The following is a 14,355-nucleotide window of genomic DNA, read 5'->3' as shown; positions in this document are numbered from 1 at the left end:
CCCCCCCCCCCCCCCCCCCCCCCCCCCCCCCCCCCCCCCCCCCCCCCCCCCCCCCCCCCCCCCCCCCCCCCCCCCCCTTTGGCGACCGGCCCCCGCCCAGCCGCCCCCTACCCCGCCGCCTTCGCCCGGATCCCCGCCGCCAGCGCCTCGGCGGCCTGCCGCACGCGCGCCAGCTCGGCCGAATTCTCGTGCAGCACCAGCCAGTAGGCGCGCTTGATCTGCACCTTGCCGGGCAGCACCGGCTCCAGCTCCGGGTGCCGCTTGCCCATGTAGTCGGGCAGGATCCCGACCCCCGCCCCCGCCCGCACCAGCTCGAGCTGCACCAGCAGGCTGGTCGAGGTCAGCCTCGGGTGCAGCCCGGTGGCGACCTCCGACAGGTAATCCAGCCCCGGGTCGAAGATCAGGTCCTGCACGTAGCCGACGCCGCGCATCCGGCGCAGGTCCTCGATCCCCTTCGGCCGCCCGCGCGGCAGCGCATCCAGGTAGGCCGTCTGCGCATAGAGCCGCAGCGTGTAATCCGCGATCTTGCGGATCCTCAGCCGCCCCTGCTCCGGCGGGCTGATGGTTATGGCGAAATCCGCCTCGCGCTGCGAGAGGGAGAACGACCGCCCCGTCGCCACGAACTGCACCTCGAGCCGCGGGTGCCGGGCGCAGAGCTCGGCCGCCGCCTCGACCGTCAGGTGGCTCGCCGCCCCCTCGGGGATGCCGACCCGCACCGCGCCCGACAGCGCCTGCCCCTCGCCCGCCTCCTCGGCGGCCAGCAGGGCCGCGTTCTCCACCGCCTCGGCCCGCGGCAGAAGGCGCATCCCCGCGTCGGTCAGCGTGCAGCCGCGCGGGCTGCGGTGCAGAAGCTGCGCCCCGAGGCTCTCCTCCAGCGCCGCCAGCCGGCGCGAGACGGTGGCATGGTCGACCCCCAGCGCCCGCGCCGCCGCGGTCAGCCGACCGGTGCGCGCGACCTGGAGGAAGTAGCGCAGATCATCCCAATCCATACGGCGTTCTCCCCATCCAGCGCATGCATTTACGCACAACCGCTTTGGCACGAAAACCCCTTGAGCAAACCGCCCCGATAAGGATTCCTTGCGCCAAATGAAAACCGCGCGTCCAATGCCGCGCGCAAACCCCGACCGGAGGACCCAAGATGACCCAGGAACTCACCCACTGGATCAACGGCAAGCACGTGAAGGGGACCTCGGGCCGCTTCTCGGACGTCTACAACCCGGCCACCGGCGAAGTGCAGGCCAAGTGCCCGCTCGCCTCGACCGAGGAGATGGAGACGGCCGTCCAGGGCGCCCTCGCCGCCCAGCCCGACTGGGCCGCCACCAACCCGCAGCGCCGCGCCCGCGTGCTGATGAAATTCGTCGACCTGCTGCACCGGGACATGGACAAGCTGGCCGAGGCGCTGTCGCGCGAGCATGGCAAGACCATCCCCGACGCCAAGGGCGACGTGATCCGCGGGCTTGAAGTGGCCGAGTTCTGCATCGGCGCGCCGCACCTGCTGAAGGGCGAATACACCGACGGCGCCGGCCCGGGCATCGACATGTTCTCGATGCGCCAGCCGGTGGGCGTCGCCGCGGGCATCACCCCGTTCAACTTCCCCGCCATGATCCCGATGTGGAAGTTCTGCCCGGCCATCGCCTGCGGCAACGCCTTCATCCTCAAGCCCTCCGAGCGCGACCCGTCGGTGCCGCTGATGCTGGCCGAGCTGATGAAGGAAGCGGGCCTGCCCGACGGCATCCTGCAGGTCGTCAACGGCGACAAGGGCGCGGTCGACGCGATCCTCGAGCACGAGGCGATCTCGGCGGTGGGCTTCGTCGGCTCGACCCCGATCGCGCACTACGTCTACTCGAAGGGCTGCGACAACGGCAAACGCGTGCAGTGCTTCGGCGGCGCCAAGAACCACATGATCATCATGCCGGACGCGGATCTCGACCAGGCCGCCGACGCGCTGATCGGCGCGGGCTATGGCGCGGCGGGCGAGCGGTGCATGGCGATCTCGGTCGCCGTGCCGGTGGGCGACGAGACCGCGGACGCGCTGATCGAGCGCCTGATCCCGCGCATCGAGAAGCTGAAGGTGGCCCCCTACACCGAGGGCGACGACGTCGATTACGGCCCCGTGGTGACCGCCGAGGCCAAGCAGCGCATCCTCGGGCTGATCGACCAGGGCGTGAAGGAAGGCGCGACGCTGGCCGTCGACGGCCGCAACTTCTCGCTCCAGGGCTATGAGAACGGCTATTTCGTCGGCCCGTGCCTGTTCGACAACGTCACCAAGGACATGGAGATCTACAAGCAGGAGATCTTCGGCCCGGTGCTGTCGACCGTGCGCGCCAAGACCTACGAGGAAGCCCTCTCCCTCGCCATGGACCACGAATACGGCAACGGCGTCGCCATGTTCACCCGCGACGGCGATGCGGCGCGGGACTTCATGTCCCGCATCAACATCGGCATGGTCGGCGTGAACGTGCCCATCCCCGTCCCGCTCGCCTACCACACCTTCGGCGGCTGGAAGAAATCGGGCTTCGGCGACCTCAACCAGCACGGCCCGGACGCGTTCCGCTTCTACACCCGGACCAAGACGGTCACCGCCCGCTGGCCCTCGGGCATCAAGGACGGCTCGGAATTCGTGATCCCCACGATGAACTGAGGCGTACAAGCATGGGTTGCGATGCGCGCTCGCCCAGCTCCTTTGGGGGGAATGCGCATCCACACCCCGGGGCGGCGGAGGTCACGGCCCGCCGCCCCTCCCCCGACGATCCGCTGGGGCGGGAAGCCGCCGCGGCGCTCGCCCGCTCGCGCCTCTCGGTGCGCGCAAGGCTGCCCGATGACGAGAACTGGCCGCCGCTTTTCGCCCGCCTGCGCCCCGGCGCCGGGTGGGCCGCGACGGGGCCGGAAGGGACGCTCCTGGGCGCCCTCGCCGTCGGGCGCGGCGGGGCGGATGCGTGGGACCTGTCCCGCGCCGCCTTCGCCGCCGCCTACGGGCCGCTCGCCGGGCCGCTGCGCCTTGCCCGTCACCGCGCGGCCGAACGGCTCGCCGCCGGGCCCGCCTGCCACCTGAGCGCCTTCTGGGTGGCGCCGCAGGCCCGCGGGCGCGGCATCGGGGGGCTGCTGCTGGACGCGCTCTGCGCCGCCGAACCCGGCCCGATCACGCTTCTCGCCCGCCCGGGGCGCGAGGCTTTCTACCGCCGCCACGGCTTCCGGGAGGGAGGGCCGGCGCGGCTGCGCCTGGTCGGGCGCCTTGCGCGCATGACCGCGATGGAGCGCCCGGCCCCCATACCGGCCCGCGGCGCCTGAGCGTACGGAGGACGCCCCATGGATTTCGCCCTTTCCGAGGAGCAGCAGGCCATTTTCGACATGGCCCGCGATTTCGGGGCCGAGAAGATCGCCCCCCATTCCGAGGCCTGGGAGGCCGCGGGGACCATCCCGCGCGAGCTCCTCGAAGAAGCGGGCGCGCTCGGCCTCGGCGGCATCTACGTGTCGGAGGAGAGCGGCGGGACCGGCCTCGGCCGCCTCGACGCGGCGCTGATCTTCGAGGCGCTGGGGATGGCCGACCCGTCCGTGGCCGCCTTCATCTCGATCCACAACATGTGCGCGCGGATGGTCGACGCCTATGGCAGCGCGGAGCTGAAGGAGAAATACCTCCCCGGCCTGTGCGCCCTCACCACCGTCGCCTCCTACTGCCTGACCGAGCCCGGCGCCGGCTCCGACGCCGCCGCGCTGCGCACGAAGGCCGAGCGGACCAATGACGGCTGGGCGCTGACCGGCACGAAAGCCTTCATCTCCGGCGGCGGCTTCTCGGACATCTATCTCGTGATGTCGCGCACCGGGGATGACAGCCCCAGGGGCGTCTCCTGCGTCATCCTCGAGAACGGGACCGAGGGGCTGAGCTTCGGCGCGCAGGAGCGGAAGATGGGCTGGAAGGCCCAGCCCACCGCGCAGGTGCAGATGGACGGCGCCAAGGCCCCCGCGGGCGCGCTGCTGGGCGAGGAAGGCGCGGGCTTCAAATACGCGATGATCGGCCTCGACGGCGGGCGGCTGAACATCGCCGCCACGGCGCTCGGCGGCGCGCAGGCGTGCCTGGACAAGGCGCTGACCTACATGGGCGAGCGCAAGGCCTTCGGGCAGAGCCTCGACCAGTTCCAGGCCCTCCAGTTCCGCCTTGCGGACATGGAGATCGAGCTCCAGGCCGCGCGCACCTTCCTGCGCCAGGCGGCGTGGAAACTTGACCGCGGCGAGCGCGACGCCACTGTGTACTGCGCCATGGCCAAGCGTTTCGTCACCGACACCGCCTTCAAGGTGGCGAACGAGGCGCTTCAGCTCCACGGCGGCTATGGCTACCTGGCCGATTACGGGATCGAGAAGATCGTGCGCGACCTGCGCGTCCACCAGATCCTGGAAGGCACCAACGAGATCATGCGGGTGATCGTGGCGCGCCACATGCTCGCGAACAGGGATTGATCCGATGACCATTCAGACCCGCGGCGGCGATCAGCTGATCGTGCGCAAATCCGGCCGCGCCGGGCGCATCACCATGAACAACCCCAAGGCGCTGAACGCGCTGACCATGGAGATGTCCTACGGCATCGAGGACGCGCTGGACGCGTTCCGCGACGATGACGGCGTGGACCTCGTCATCATCGACGCCGCCGGCGACCGCGCCTTCGGGGCCGGGGGCGACGTGAAGGAGCTGGCGATCCGCGGGCGCGAGGGCGACGTGGACTTCTCCCGCCGCTTCTTCGGGGACGAGTACCTGATGAACGCCGCCCTCTCGGGCTTCGCGAAACCCGTCGTCACCATGGTCGACGGCATCGTCATGGGCGGCGGGGTCGGCGTGTCGGGCCACGGCTCGCACCGGATCGTGTCCGAGAAGACCGTGCTCGCCATGCCCGAATGCGGCATCGGCCTGATCCCCGACGTGGGCGGCACCTGGCTCCTGTCCCGCGGGCCGGGCCGCGTGGGCGAGTGGCTGGGCCTGACCGGCGCGCGCATCGGCGCCGCCGACGCCATCACGGCGGGCTTCGCCGACGTCTTCGTGCCGTCCTCGGAGTTCCCGCACCTGATCGAGGGGCTGGAAGCGACGGGCGACGTCTCGATCCTCGAGGACGCGGCGCAGGAGCCGGAGCCGGGCGAGATCCCCGGCCTCCAGGCCCAGATCGACCGCTGTTTCGAGGGGACCGACCCCGAGGCCATCGTCGCCCGCCTTCAGGCCGAGGGCGAGTGGGGCGCGAAACAGGCCAAGGCGATCCTGCGCGGCTGCCCGCTTTCGGTGCATTGCACGCTGGAACTTCTCGACCGCGCCCGAAAGGCCGGGAAGATCGAGGACTGTCTTGTCCAGGAATACCGCTTCGCCGCCCGCTGCATCGACGAGGGCGAGTTCCTCGAGGGTATTCGCGCGCAGTTGATCGACAAGGACCGCAATCCCCAGTGGGCCGCCCCCAACCTTGGGGATGTGACTTCTGAAAAAGTGGCGTCCATGCTTGCGCCGGTTCCCTCCGGGGACTGGCCCGATCATTTGACACAGGACGCCTGACATGAGCCTCGCGCGCGACGTTTTCACCGCCCATGCCGATATCTACGACCGGACGCGCCGCGCGCTGATCCCCTGCTTCGAACGCTTCTACGACACGCCGGGGCAGGTGCTGACCGATCTCGGGATCGCGCCGCGCCGCGCGCTGGACCTCGGGGCCGGGACCGGGCTGCTCTCGGCCATGATCGCGCGGGACCACGCGGTGGAGGAGCTGACGCTCTTCGACCGCTCCGGCGCGATGATGGCGCAAGGGGCGGGCGCGCTCGCGCAGGGGCGGCGGCTGGAGACGGTCGAGGGCGACATGGGCCGGGCCGAGGACATGGCGGACCTGCAAGGCGGCTATGACGCGATCTGGTCGGCGCTGGCGATCCATCACCTGGATGCGGCGGGCAAGCAGGCGCTGTTCGCCCGCATCTTCGCCCTGCTGCGCCCCGGCGGCGTCTTCGTCAACGCCGACCAGGCGCTTGGCGACACCCCGGCGCAAGAGGCGATCTACCGCGCCGACTGGCTGCGCCGCGTGCGCGCGGCGGGGGTCCCCGAGGCGGATCTGACCAAGGCGCTGGAGCGGATGAAGGAGGACCGGATGGCCCCCCTCGCCGACCAGCTCGCCTGGCTGCGGGAGGCGGGCTTCGACCCGGCGACCTGCTGGTTCCAGGACTACAGTTTCAACGTGATCTCGGCCGTTCGGCCGGGCTGAAGACGGCGGGCCGGGGGCCCGCATCGAGGGAGGATCGAGCCATGAAGATCGGTTTCATTGGTCTGGGCAACATGGGCGCGCCGATGGCGGCCAACCTGGCGAAGGCGGGGCACGAGGTGACCGGCTTCGACGTGGCGGGCGTGTCGGTGGACGGCGTCGCCCCCGCGGGCTCGGCCCCCGAGGCGGCTTCGGGCGCGGACGTGGTGATCACCATGCTGCCCAACGGCGACATCCTGCGGGTGGTGGCGGCCGAGGTGGTCCCGGCGATGCAGGCGGGCGCGGTGCTGTGCGACTGCTCGACCGTGGACGTGGAAAGCGCGCAGGCGGCCGCCGCCATGGCCGCCGCGGCGGGCGTCGGCGCGCTCGACGCCCCCGTCTCGGGCGGCACCGGGGGCGCGGCGGGCGGCACGTTGACCTTCATGGTCGGCGGCGACGAGGCCTCCTTCGCCAAGGTCAAACCCCTGTTCGACATCATGGGCCAGAAGGCGGTCCATTGCGGCGCGGCGGGCGCGGGCCAGTCGGCCAAGATCTGCAACAACATGATCCTCGGCATCTCGATGATCGCGGTGTGCGAGGGGTTCAACCTCGCCGACCGCCTCGGGCTGTCGCGCGAGGCGATGTTCGACGTGGTGAGCACCTCCTCCGGGTCCTGCTGGTCGATCAACACCTACTGCCCGGCGCCGGGCGTGGGCCCGACCTCTCCGGCCGACAATGACTACAAGCCGGGCTTCGCGGCCGAGCTGATGCTGAAAGACCTCAAGCTGTCGCAGCAGGCGGCGGACGCGGCGGGCGCCGCCACCCCGATGGGCGCGGCGGCCACGGCCCTCTATGACGCCTTCGTGGCCGAGGGCGGCCAGGGCAAGGATTTCAGCGCCATGCTGCTGCGCCTCGCCGAGATGTCGAAGGGTTGAAGGCGCCCATTTTGGCGGGCGAGGGGCGGGGGGAAGGTCAGCATCGTTGACCCTCCTCCCTGCCCCGCGCATTCTGCGCGGCGACCGTCACCGCCGCGGAGCGCCCGATGATCCCCGCCGATTTCCCCGCCCGCTGGCAGGCGGCCTGGAACGCCCATGACCTGCCGCTGATCCTGTCGCATTACGCGCCGGGGGTGGTGTTCCGATCCCGCAAGGCGATCCCGCTGACGGGGGCCGGAGAGGTGCGGGGGCGCGATGCTCTCGCCGCCTATTGGGGCGCGGCGCTGGCCGCCCAGCCGGACCTGCGCTTCGAGGTGGAGACGGTCTACGCGGGCCATGACGTGCTGGTCATCGCCTATCGCAACCACCGCGGCGTGCGCGCGGCGGAAACGCTGCTCTTCGACGCGGAGGGGCTGGTGGCGGAGGCCTCGGCCTGTCACGTCGGGTGAGACCGGGGGCTGACGCCCCTCACATCGCCTCGAGATACCGCTCCAGCTCCACCGGGGTCACCTGCGCCTCGACCAGCGCGTGCTCCTGCTCGGCCTGCTTGACCAGCAGGTCGACCATGTGCGGCCCCAGCACCCCGCGCAGGAAGCTCGACCCCTTCGCGGCGTCGATCGCGTCATGCATCGTGCAGGGGATCGGGATCACGTCGTCCGCCGCGTAGCCGTCACCCTTGATCGCGGCGTCCGGCTCCAGCCCCTCGACGATCCCTTCCAGCCCCGCCGCGATCTGCACGGCGGCCAGCAGCCAGGGGTTCGCGTCCGCCCCCGCCTCGCGCGCCTCGATGCGCACCGCGCCGTCATGCCCCTCGATCACCCGCAGGGCCACCAGGCGGTTGTCCCGCCCCCAGGTGGCCGCCGTGGGCGCGTAGGAATAGGGCGCGCGGCGGCGGTAGGCGTTGGGGGTGGGGCCGGCGACGATGCTGCTTTCGCCCATCCGCCGCTGCATCCCGGCGAGATAGGCGTAGCCCATGGCCGAGAGCTTGCCGCCCTCGGCGAACAGGTTCTTCCCGTCCGCCCAGGCCGAGTGGTGGTAGTGGAAGCCGGAGCCGGTCCATTCCGGGTAGGGCTTGGGCATGAAGGTGGCGCGCAGCCCGTGGCGGCGGGCGATCTGCTTGACCATGCCGCGCAGGATCAGCGCGTGCTCGGCCGCGGTCTGCGCGGCGCCGTAGCGGATGTTCACCTCGACCTGGCCGGGGGCGTATTCGGGGTTCGACTGCTCGACCGGGATCCCCATCTCGGTCAGCTGGTTGCGGATCGGCTGCAGCACGTGTTCCAGCACCCCCGCGCGGTCGAGGCCGTAGCAATCCGGCCGCTCCTCGGTCGGTTTCCCGGTGGCGGGGTCGTAGAGGTAGAATTCAAGCTCCGCGCCCAGCTGGATCTCCAGCCCCATCTCCGAGGCGCGCGCGAGGACGCGCTGCAGGATCGGGCGCGGATCGATGGGCGAGGGGTCGAGGCTCTGCTCCATCGCCTCGCCCAGCGCGAACATCACGCCCTCTTCCCACGGCACCGGGCGCAGCAGGCCGGTGGGGCGGATGTGCAGGTCCGGGCAGCCGGCATGGTCGCCGGTCCAGGAGTTCTCGATCTGCCGCGAGGCGTGGTCGAGGGCGAAGAAGGAGTTGTCGAGGGCGATGCCGTTCTTCTGCACCGAGGGCCAGTGCGCGGCGGCGACGCGCTTGCCGCGCAGGATGCCGTTGAGGTCTCCGATGCCGACGATGACGGTGTGGATGCCTGCGGGCAGGTCGGCGGTCGCGGCGTCGCGCATGGGGGGCTCCTTGGCGGGCGGGGAAGGTCGCTGACACAAGGGGTAGCCGGGGCCGCGGCGGGCGGCAAGCGGCGGCGCGCAGGGCGGGCGCCGCGGCGCCGCAAAAAAGGTCGTGAGGGGGATCCGGCCGCCTGGGGGGAGCGAGCCCCCCCGCGCGCGACCGGAGGGCGGCCTGCGCCGCCCGGCACACAGATCGGGCGGGGGCGCGCGGCGGGGAGAGGGCCGAGAGGCCCCGCGCCCTCAGCTGCGGCCGCGGGCGATGGCCTCGTAGGCCTCCTGCCAGCCCTCGAGATCCCGGCGCAGGCTTCCGACCGTGTCCATGGCGGCGGCCAGCTCCGCCTCCCGCTCGGCCAGCGCGCGGTGCAGGGCGGCCTCGGCCTCGGCGCGCTCGGCCTCGACGCGGGCGATCTCCGCGCGCATGTGGATCTCGGCCGCCTCCTGCGCCTCCTCGGCCTCGTGCAGGCGCTCGGCCATGTGCTCGTGCTTCTCCAGCTCGGCGGCGCCGCCATGGCGCAGGCGCTGCCACAGAAGGTGCAGCAGCACGCCGAACAGCACGGCGGCCCCGAGGGCGAGGGCCAGGGCGATGGTCAGGTCTTCGCGGGTCATCGCGCGCTCTCCTCGGCGTCGGGGGTGTCGGCAGGAGCTTCCGTGGGCGCATCCGCCGGGGCCGCGGCTTGCGTCCCGCCCCCCTGCGCCTGCGCCGGCGCCGCGGGATCCGCCAGCGGATCGGGCGCGCCCGGGGGCACGGCCCCGCCGTCCGAGAAGGCGATGCGCCGGTTCGCGGCGCGCCCCTCCTCGGTCGAATTGTCCGCCACCGGGCGCGCCTCGCCATAGCCCTGCGCGGTCATGCGCCAGCCCGGCGCGCCGCGGCGGCGCAGCGCCTCGAGCACCGCCTCCGCCCGGCCGCGGCTCAGCGCCTGGTTGGTCGTCTCGCGCCCCTGGCTGTCGGTGTGGCCCTCGATCTCCACCACCAGCCCGCCGCAGCGCTTCAGGATCCCCGCAAGGCGGTCCAGCACCCCGGCGGAGCCCGCGACGATGCGGGCCGAGCCCGGCTCGAACCCGATCGGGTCGGGGGCCTGGGCGGCGTTCAGCGCCTCGATGCAGCGCGCGGGGCCCAGCGGCAGCTGCGCGGCGCGGGCGGCGAGGTCCACGGCGACGACCGAGAGGGTCTTGACCCCGGTCTCCGCCTCGAGCCGCGCGAGGGCGGCGGCGGAGCGGCGGGCGGCCTCGGGGTCGTCGGTCTCCCCGGACACGGTGGCGCGGGCGCCGTCGAAGGCCGCCGCGCCTTTCGAGAGGGGCGCGAGCGCGTCGATGCCCGAGAGCGCGGCGCGCCGCCAGGCGGGCGGCGCGGGCGCGTCGGCGAGGCCGAGCGCGGGCGCCGGGTCGGAGGCGGCGGCGGCGGGCGCCGGGTCGGAGGCGGCGGCGGCGGCGGAGGGGTTGGAGGCGGCGGGCGCCGCGACGGGGTCGGCGGCATCGCCCCCCGCGGCATCGGGGGTCGCGGCTTCGGGCGTCCCCGCGGCGTCCCCGGCCTCGGGCGTCCCGGCAAGCGCGTCCCCGGCCAGCGGCGCGGGCGCCTCGCCCTGCCCCTGTCCCTGTCCCTGCCCCGCGGCGGCCTCGCCTCCCCCGCCCGGCAGCGCGTCGGCCCCGAGGCGCGCGCGGGCATAGGCGATCACCACCGCCCGCGTCGCCGCATCCGGCGCGCGCCCGGCCAGCCGCGCGCCCTGCGGGCCGTGGCGGGCGGCGAACCACAGCGTCGGGTCCTCGGCCCCGTCCAGCCCGCCGGTCAGCAGCGGCGGCCCCTCGGCGGTCAGCGCCCAGCCGGGGCCGAGCCGCACCGACAGCCGCCGCGCCGCCGCCTCGAACGCCTCGGGGCGCACCGGGGCCGCGGCGCTCAGCTTCACGTCGCGGTCGGTGATCTCGACCCGCGCGGCCTCCAGCTCGGCGATGGCGTCGAGCGCGGCCAGCGCCGCCTCGCCCCAGGCGCTGGTCGGCGCGCCGACGCCCACCCGGCAGGCCGGGCCGGCGACCGCCCCGGGCAGCGCCGCGAAGGCCGCGGCGATGGCGTCGCCCTCGGCCTCGCTGCGCACGTGGCAGGTCTGCAGCCGCGCCCCCTCCGGCCCGCGCATCGCGGCGAAGCGGAACGGGCGGAAGGCGGGCGGCGGGGCCGAGATCGACAGCTCCAGCGCCAGCCCCTCGGGCGCCGCGCGGCGCAGGCGGCGTTCCAGCCGCAGCCGGTCGACATCGGCGCCGATCCAGCCGGTGATCTTCAGCATCCCGGGGGTCAGCTCGGCCGCGCCGCTGGCGAGGGTCGAGAGCGCCTCGGCCGCAAGGTCCCGCGCCGCCTCCCAGGCCGCGGCGTCGGCGGGCGCGCCCGCGGGCATGGCGGCGTCGGCGAGCTCCAGCCCCGCCGCATCCATGGCGCCGCGCAGCGCCTCCATGTCTTCCGCCCGCATCCGCCCGGCGACGGCCAGGCGCCCGCCGTCGCGCGTCATCACCGCGGCGGGGGGCGGCGCGGCGGGGCGCGGGCCCAGCAGCGCCGCGGCCCGCGCCTCGGCGTCCTCCGGGGCCTCGGGCGGCGGCGCGCCGGGGGCGATGATGTCGAAGGTCAGCCGCCCGGCGCCCGCGGCCTCGGCCGCGACCAGCAGCGCCGCGTCGCGATCGGCGGCCGAGGGCGCGTGGCCGCGCACATGCGCCTCGAGCCCGTCGGCCCGGACCATGGCCCAGTCATGCCCGGCCCCGTGCAGCGCGGCGGTCAGGCGTTTCTCGAGCCCGCGTTCGGCGACGACCGGCGCGAGCGTCGCCACCCCTCCCAGCGCGCCGAGGGCGACGAGGGTCGAGAGGGCGAAGGCGAAGCGCAGGCCGGGGCCCGGTCTGGTCATGTCGCGTTGGCTCCGTGTTCGGACGCGCGAGGGGGTCGGAGCGCTTGAATAGGGCCTGCGCCGGGTCGGCGTCCAGTGGGCGCGGCGCGCGGGGGTGAGTCGCACCGGGGCGCGGCGGGGGTGGTGAAGGGGGAATGATTCCCCTCGACAGGCCGGTTTCAGCGCGGTTTTCGGGGCGCGCCCGGGTTTCAGGCCCGATGCGGCGCGCGGCCTCGACGAAAAAGTGGCGAAAACGTCGGAAAACGATCCCGGGGCGCGCTTCATTCTCGAAATTGGGATCGCCAAATGCATCAAAGAATGTATCATCCGGGATGTGAGCGAGAACGACATCGTTCGCCTGCGCGCATAGCGTGCATTGCGGGGGCCCTTCCCGCTGGAACGATGTTCTCCTCGACTGCGACGGCTGACGCTCCTGCCGGACGCCGCGGTCGAATGCCGGGCGGGGGTCACGGCCCCGCCCGGCGCCGCCGCGCCCGCTTCCGCCCCGCATCCCATCCGCACCCCATTCGCATCGGGGCCGGCTCACCCGCAGCGCGCTTGGTTTCCGGCGGCGACCGGAACCCCGCCTTGCGCGGCGCGTTGACCTTTGCGTACCGGCGAGGCTAGACCGTCTTCACCGGAGGGATGGCAGAGTGGTCGATCGCGGCGGTCTTGAAAACCGTTGAACCGAGAGGTTCCGTGGGTTCGAATCCCACTCCCTCCGCCAATTCACATAAGGCACTGAAAAAGCTCGGGAAATCCAGATGAGTCCACCGCGCTCGTTGTCCAATTTGGACCACAAGTCAGAGGTTGAGACCGAGGATATGAGCTATCTCAAGCAGTCCCGCGGCAAGGGCTGGGTCTTCCGTATGAAGACGCCCGAGATTCTCGTGGGCAAACCGAACCCATGGACCGGCAAGCCCTTCGGAAACGAGATCAAGAAGGGGCTGGGGACGCGCAGCAAGCGTGAGGCCATGCGACTGCGGGACGTTGCGCTGGGCGAGATCAGGCGACTTGAGGTCGAAGCGGCTGGCGGAAAGCCGTTCTCGAAGGAACGCGCCCTGTCATGGGCCGCATTCCAACGCGAGTTTGAAGCCCGCAGCGAAGGGACGCCATACGAGATCACCCCGAGCGAGGTCATCCGGGACGAGATCGAAGCTGAGCTGGCACTGCCTCGCTCCAAGCGGCGCAGCTCGAACGCGGACCTCGAACGATACGCCGCTATCGCGCTTCGCGGTGAGACGCCCCTGACCGATGCGCTGGAACAGTATCTGGTCGAGCGCGGCCCCGAGGCCGAACAGCGCGGTTACATGCCCCTCAAGCCCGCGACCGTGAAGGACGTGAAGACAGCGGTCGCCTACCTACGAGACCATCTTGGCCCTGAGGCGACCTTGGCCGTGGTCACCACAGACACCGCGCGAGTCTTCCTGCAAGACGTTCTGCCGTCCAAGACCGGCCCTCGCTCGCCGCAGGGTCTCTCTGCGAAGACGGTAGACAAGCACGCAACCATGCTTGCGGGCCTTTGGGACTGGGCTAGGGAACGCGGTCTCATCTCAAGCGAAGAGGACAATCCGTGGCGCCGAAAGCGGTCTGTGCGCCGAGCCAAAGGTAAGGAGCGGGTCCGCCGACCTTTCAATGCGGAAGAGGTACATCGGCTCTTTAAGGCTTACCCCGCAGGGGACCGGATGGGGGACGCCATGCGTCTCGCGCTGGTCACCGGAGCGCGGGCTGATGAGTTGGGCCAGGTGCGCTGGGCGGATGTCGAGGAAGATGGGTCGGGCTTCCATATTCGAGAAGGCAAGACCGAGAACGCAGCACGGTGGGTGCCGCTCCCTACCATCATCCGACCCGTTGTCCTCGCGCGGCGCGCCCGAATGCCCGCCAGTGCTGACGGGCGACTCCTGTGGGACTGGCCCCTACGCCCCAAGGACGGCAAGTGCTCGTCGCTCTCGCAGGCTTTCACACGGGTTCGCAGGGAGGTGCTAGGGACAGCAACTAACGGGAAATTGGTCTTTCACAGCTTCAGGCATACGTGGCGGACACAGGCGCTGAGGGCTGGGCTGAACGACCATATGGTCCACCAGATCGGCGGCTGGAAAGCGACGAAGACATCATCCACTCCCTACAACCATGGATTTGAAAAAACCCAACTGGCAAAAGCGATGAACACGCTGCAAGCCCAGATGGCGACCGCGGACTTGCTGGAATTCTTCTGACCCCGACCTCTGATGAAACCGCTTCAACCATGTTGCGAAGCACCTCCCCTAAACCTAACCTGAAGCGACACTGTTGAAGGGGAGCGCCCACTCTTTGGAAAAGCCGAATTTTGCGAACAGCACGCGTAATCCCTTGGGCGAGCTATCAGAACTACGGCTCGAATTTGACAGCGAGGCCAGTGCACTCGAATTGATGTGCATCATAAGAATTAGCACTATGCGATATGAGCATCGCGGTGCTGACTTTGAAGTCGGACTAACACGGGCCTACCTACGGCTCGCCCTAGGGCCTGTCCCCATAAACAGGCTTCCCCAATCGGGCTCGATCTGATTCAACCTCCCGAAAGAGGAGGTCGCCATGCGCCGTCACGAGCTGTCCGACAAG

Annotated in this window: 12 protein-coding genes and 1 tRNA gene; 9 read left to right on the top strand and 4 right to left on the bottom strand. The window is 71.6% G+C overall.

Annotation, left to right across the window (positions count from 1 at the left end):
• Positions 1-107 precede the first annotated feature (107 nt).
• Positions 108-989, bottom strand: coding sequence for a LysR family transcriptional regulator (locus ACQ5SO_RS20630; protein WP_430943540.1), 882 nt, complete (start codon positions 987-989; stop codon positions 108-110).
• A 149-nt stretch (positions 990-1,138) separates the two neighbouring features.
• On the opposite strand from ACQ5SO_RS20630, the gene ACQ5SO_RS20625 reads away from it, so the two are divergent.
• The 7 genes from ACQ5SO_RS20625 (at position 1,139) to ACQ5SO_RS20595 (ending at position 7,578) form a co-directional block, all read left to right on the top strand.
• Positions 1,139-2,641, top strand: coding sequence for a CoA-acylating methylmalonate-semialdehyde dehydrogenase (locus ACQ5SO_RS20625; protein ID WP_430943539.1), 1,503 nt, complete (start codon positions 1,139-1,141; stop codon positions 2,639-2,641).
• An 11-nt stretch (positions 2,642-2,652) separates the two neighbouring features.
• Entirely contained in the window at positions 2,653-3,288 is a 636-nt protein-coding gene (locus tag ACQ5SO_RS20620; RefSeq protein WP_430943538.1) for a GNAT family N-acetyltransferase, read from the top strand.
• An 18-nt stretch (positions 3,289-3,306) separates the two neighbouring features.
• Complete coding sequence (locus ACQ5SO_RS20615) at positions 3,307-4,452, top strand: acyl-CoA dehydrogenase family protein (protein WP_430943537.1); 1,146 nt, start codon at positions 3,307-3,309, stop codon at positions 4,450-4,452.
• A gap of 4 nt (positions 4,453-4,456) precedes the next feature.
• On the top strand, positions 4,457-5,524 hold the full coding sequence (locus tag ACQ5SO_RS20610) for an enoyl-CoA hydratase/isomerase family protein (RefSeq protein ID WP_430943536.1): 1,068 nt from the start codon (positions 4,457-4,459) through the stop codon (positions 5,522-5,524).
• A 1-nt stretch (position 5,525) separates the two neighbouring features.
• Positions 5,526-6,218 (top strand): class I SAM-dependent methyltransferase, encoded by a 693-nt coding sequence (locus tag ACQ5SO_RS20605; protein WP_430943535.1) that lies wholly within the window; start codon positions 5,526-5,528, stop codon positions 6,216-6,218.
• Complete coding sequence (mmsB, locus tag ACQ5SO_RS20600) at positions 6,215-7,129, top strand: 3-hydroxyisobutyrate dehydrogenase (RefSeq protein ID WP_430943541.1); 915 nt, start codon at positions 6,215-6,217, stop codon at positions 7,127-7,129. Before ACQ5SO_RS20605 ends, mmsB begins: the two co-directional genes overlap by 4 nt.
• Positions 7,130-7,236: 107 nt before the next feature.
• The gene (locus ACQ5SO_RS20595) at positions 7,237-7,578 is read left to right on the top strand and encodes a nuclear transport factor 2 family protein (protein WP_430943534.1); all 342 of its coding nucleotides are present in this window, start codon (positions 7,237-7,239) and stop codon (positions 7,576-7,578) included.
• A gap of 19 nt (positions 7,579-7,597) precedes the next feature.
• Here ACQ5SO_RS20595 and ACQ5SO_RS20590 read toward each other — a convergent pair whose 3' ends face one another.
• From ACQ5SO_RS20590 to ACQ5SO_RS20580, 3 genes are all read right to left on the bottom strand, one after another.
• Positions 7,598-8,896 carry a glutamine synthetase family protein gene (locus ACQ5SO_RS20590; protein ID WP_430943533.1) on the bottom strand — a complete coding sequence of 433 codons (1,299 nt, stop codon included), beginning with the start codon at positions 8,894-8,896 and terminating at the stop codon, positions 7,598-7,600.
• Between the two features lie 240 nt (positions 8,897-9,136).
• The gene (locus tag ACQ5SO_RS20585) at positions 9,137-9,502 is read right to left on the bottom strand and encodes a hypothetical protein (RefSeq protein ID WP_430943532.1); all 366 of its coding nucleotides are present in this window, start codon (positions 9,500-9,502) and stop codon (positions 9,137-9,139) included.
• A complete protein-coding gene (locus ACQ5SO_RS20580) occupies positions 9,499-11,775 on the bottom strand; it encodes an OmpA family protein (protein ID WP_430943531.1) in 2,277 nt (758 codons plus the stop codon). The genes ACQ5SO_RS20585 and ACQ5SO_RS20580 overlap by 4 nt, the downstream gene beginning before the upstream one ends.
• 618 nt (positions 11,776-12,393) lie before the next feature.
• Between ACQ5SO_RS20580 and ACQ5SO_RS20575 the strand changes: the two genes are divergently transcribed.
• Together ACQ5SO_RS20575 and ACQ5SO_RS20570 are read left to right on the top strand one after the other, a co-directional pair.
• A tRNA-Ser gene (locus ACQ5SO_RS20575) sits at positions 12,394-12,481 on the top strand.
• Between the two features lie 97 nt (positions 12,482-12,578).
• The gene (locus ACQ5SO_RS20570) at positions 12,579-13,970 is read left to right on the top strand and encodes a site-specific integrase (protein WP_430943530.1); all 1,392 of its coding nucleotides are present in this window, start codon (positions 12,579-12,581) and stop codon (positions 13,968-13,970) included.
• The last annotated feature ends 385 nt before the right edge of the window (positions 13,971-14,355 follow it).

The organism is Rhodovulum sp. DZ06, assembly GCF_050586345.1.
Lineage (GTDB): Bacteria > Pseudomonadota > Alphaproteobacteria > Rhodobacterales > Rhodobacteraceae > JBOCEF01.
This window is presented reverse-complemented; position numbering and strand designations above follow the sequence as displayed.

What these genes read in the sequence shown, in the direction of transcription:
- ACQ5SO_RS20595 (WP_430943534.1), top strand. Translation starts at nt 7,237, where the DNA reads ATGATCCCCGCCGATTTCCCCGCCCGCTGGCAGGCGGCCTGGAACGCC.
- ACQ5SO_RS20615 (WP_430943537.1), top strand. Translation starts at nt 3,307, where the DNA reads ATGGATTTCGCCCTTTCCGAGGAGCAGCAGGCCATTTTCGACATGGCC.
- ACQ5SO_RS20590 (WP_430943533.1), bottom strand. Translation starts at nt 8,896, where the DNA reads ATGCGCGACGCCGCGACCGCCGACCTGCCCGCAGGCATCCACACCGTC.
- ACQ5SO_RS20630 (WP_430943540.1), bottom strand. Translation starts at nt 989, where the DNA reads ATGGATTGGGATGATCTGCGCTACTTCCTCCAGGTCGCGCGCACCGGT.
- ACQ5SO_RS20620 (WP_430943538.1), top strand. Translation starts at nt 2,653, where the DNA reads ATGGGTTGCGATGCGCGCTCGCCCAGCTCCTTTGGGGGGAATGCGCAT.
- ACQ5SO_RS20570 (WP_430943530.1), top strand. Translation starts at nt 12,579, where the DNA reads ATGAGCTATCTCAAGCAGTCCCGCGGCAAGGGCTGGGTCTTCCGTATG.
- ACQ5SO_RS20605 (WP_430943535.1), top strand. Translation starts at nt 5,526, where the DNA reads ATGAGCCTCGCGCGCGACGTTTTCACCGCCCATGCCGATATCTACGAC.
- ACQ5SO_RS20580 (WP_430943531.1), bottom strand. Translation starts at nt 11,775, where the DNA reads ATGACCAGACCGGGCCCCGGCCTGCGCTTCGCCTTCGCCCTCTCGACC.
- ACQ5SO_RS20610 (WP_430943536.1), top strand. Translation starts at nt 4,457, where the DNA reads ATGACCATTCAGACCCGCGGCGGCGATCAGCTGATCGTGCGCAAATCC.
- ACQ5SO_RS20625 (WP_430943539.1), top strand. Translation starts at nt 1,139, where the DNA reads ATGACCCAGGAACTCACCCACTGGATCAACGGCAAGCACGTGAAGGGG.
- ACQ5SO_RS20585 (WP_430943532.1), bottom strand. Translation starts at nt 9,502, where the DNA reads ATGACCCGCGAAGACCTGACCATCGCCCTGGCCCTCGCCCTCGGGGCC.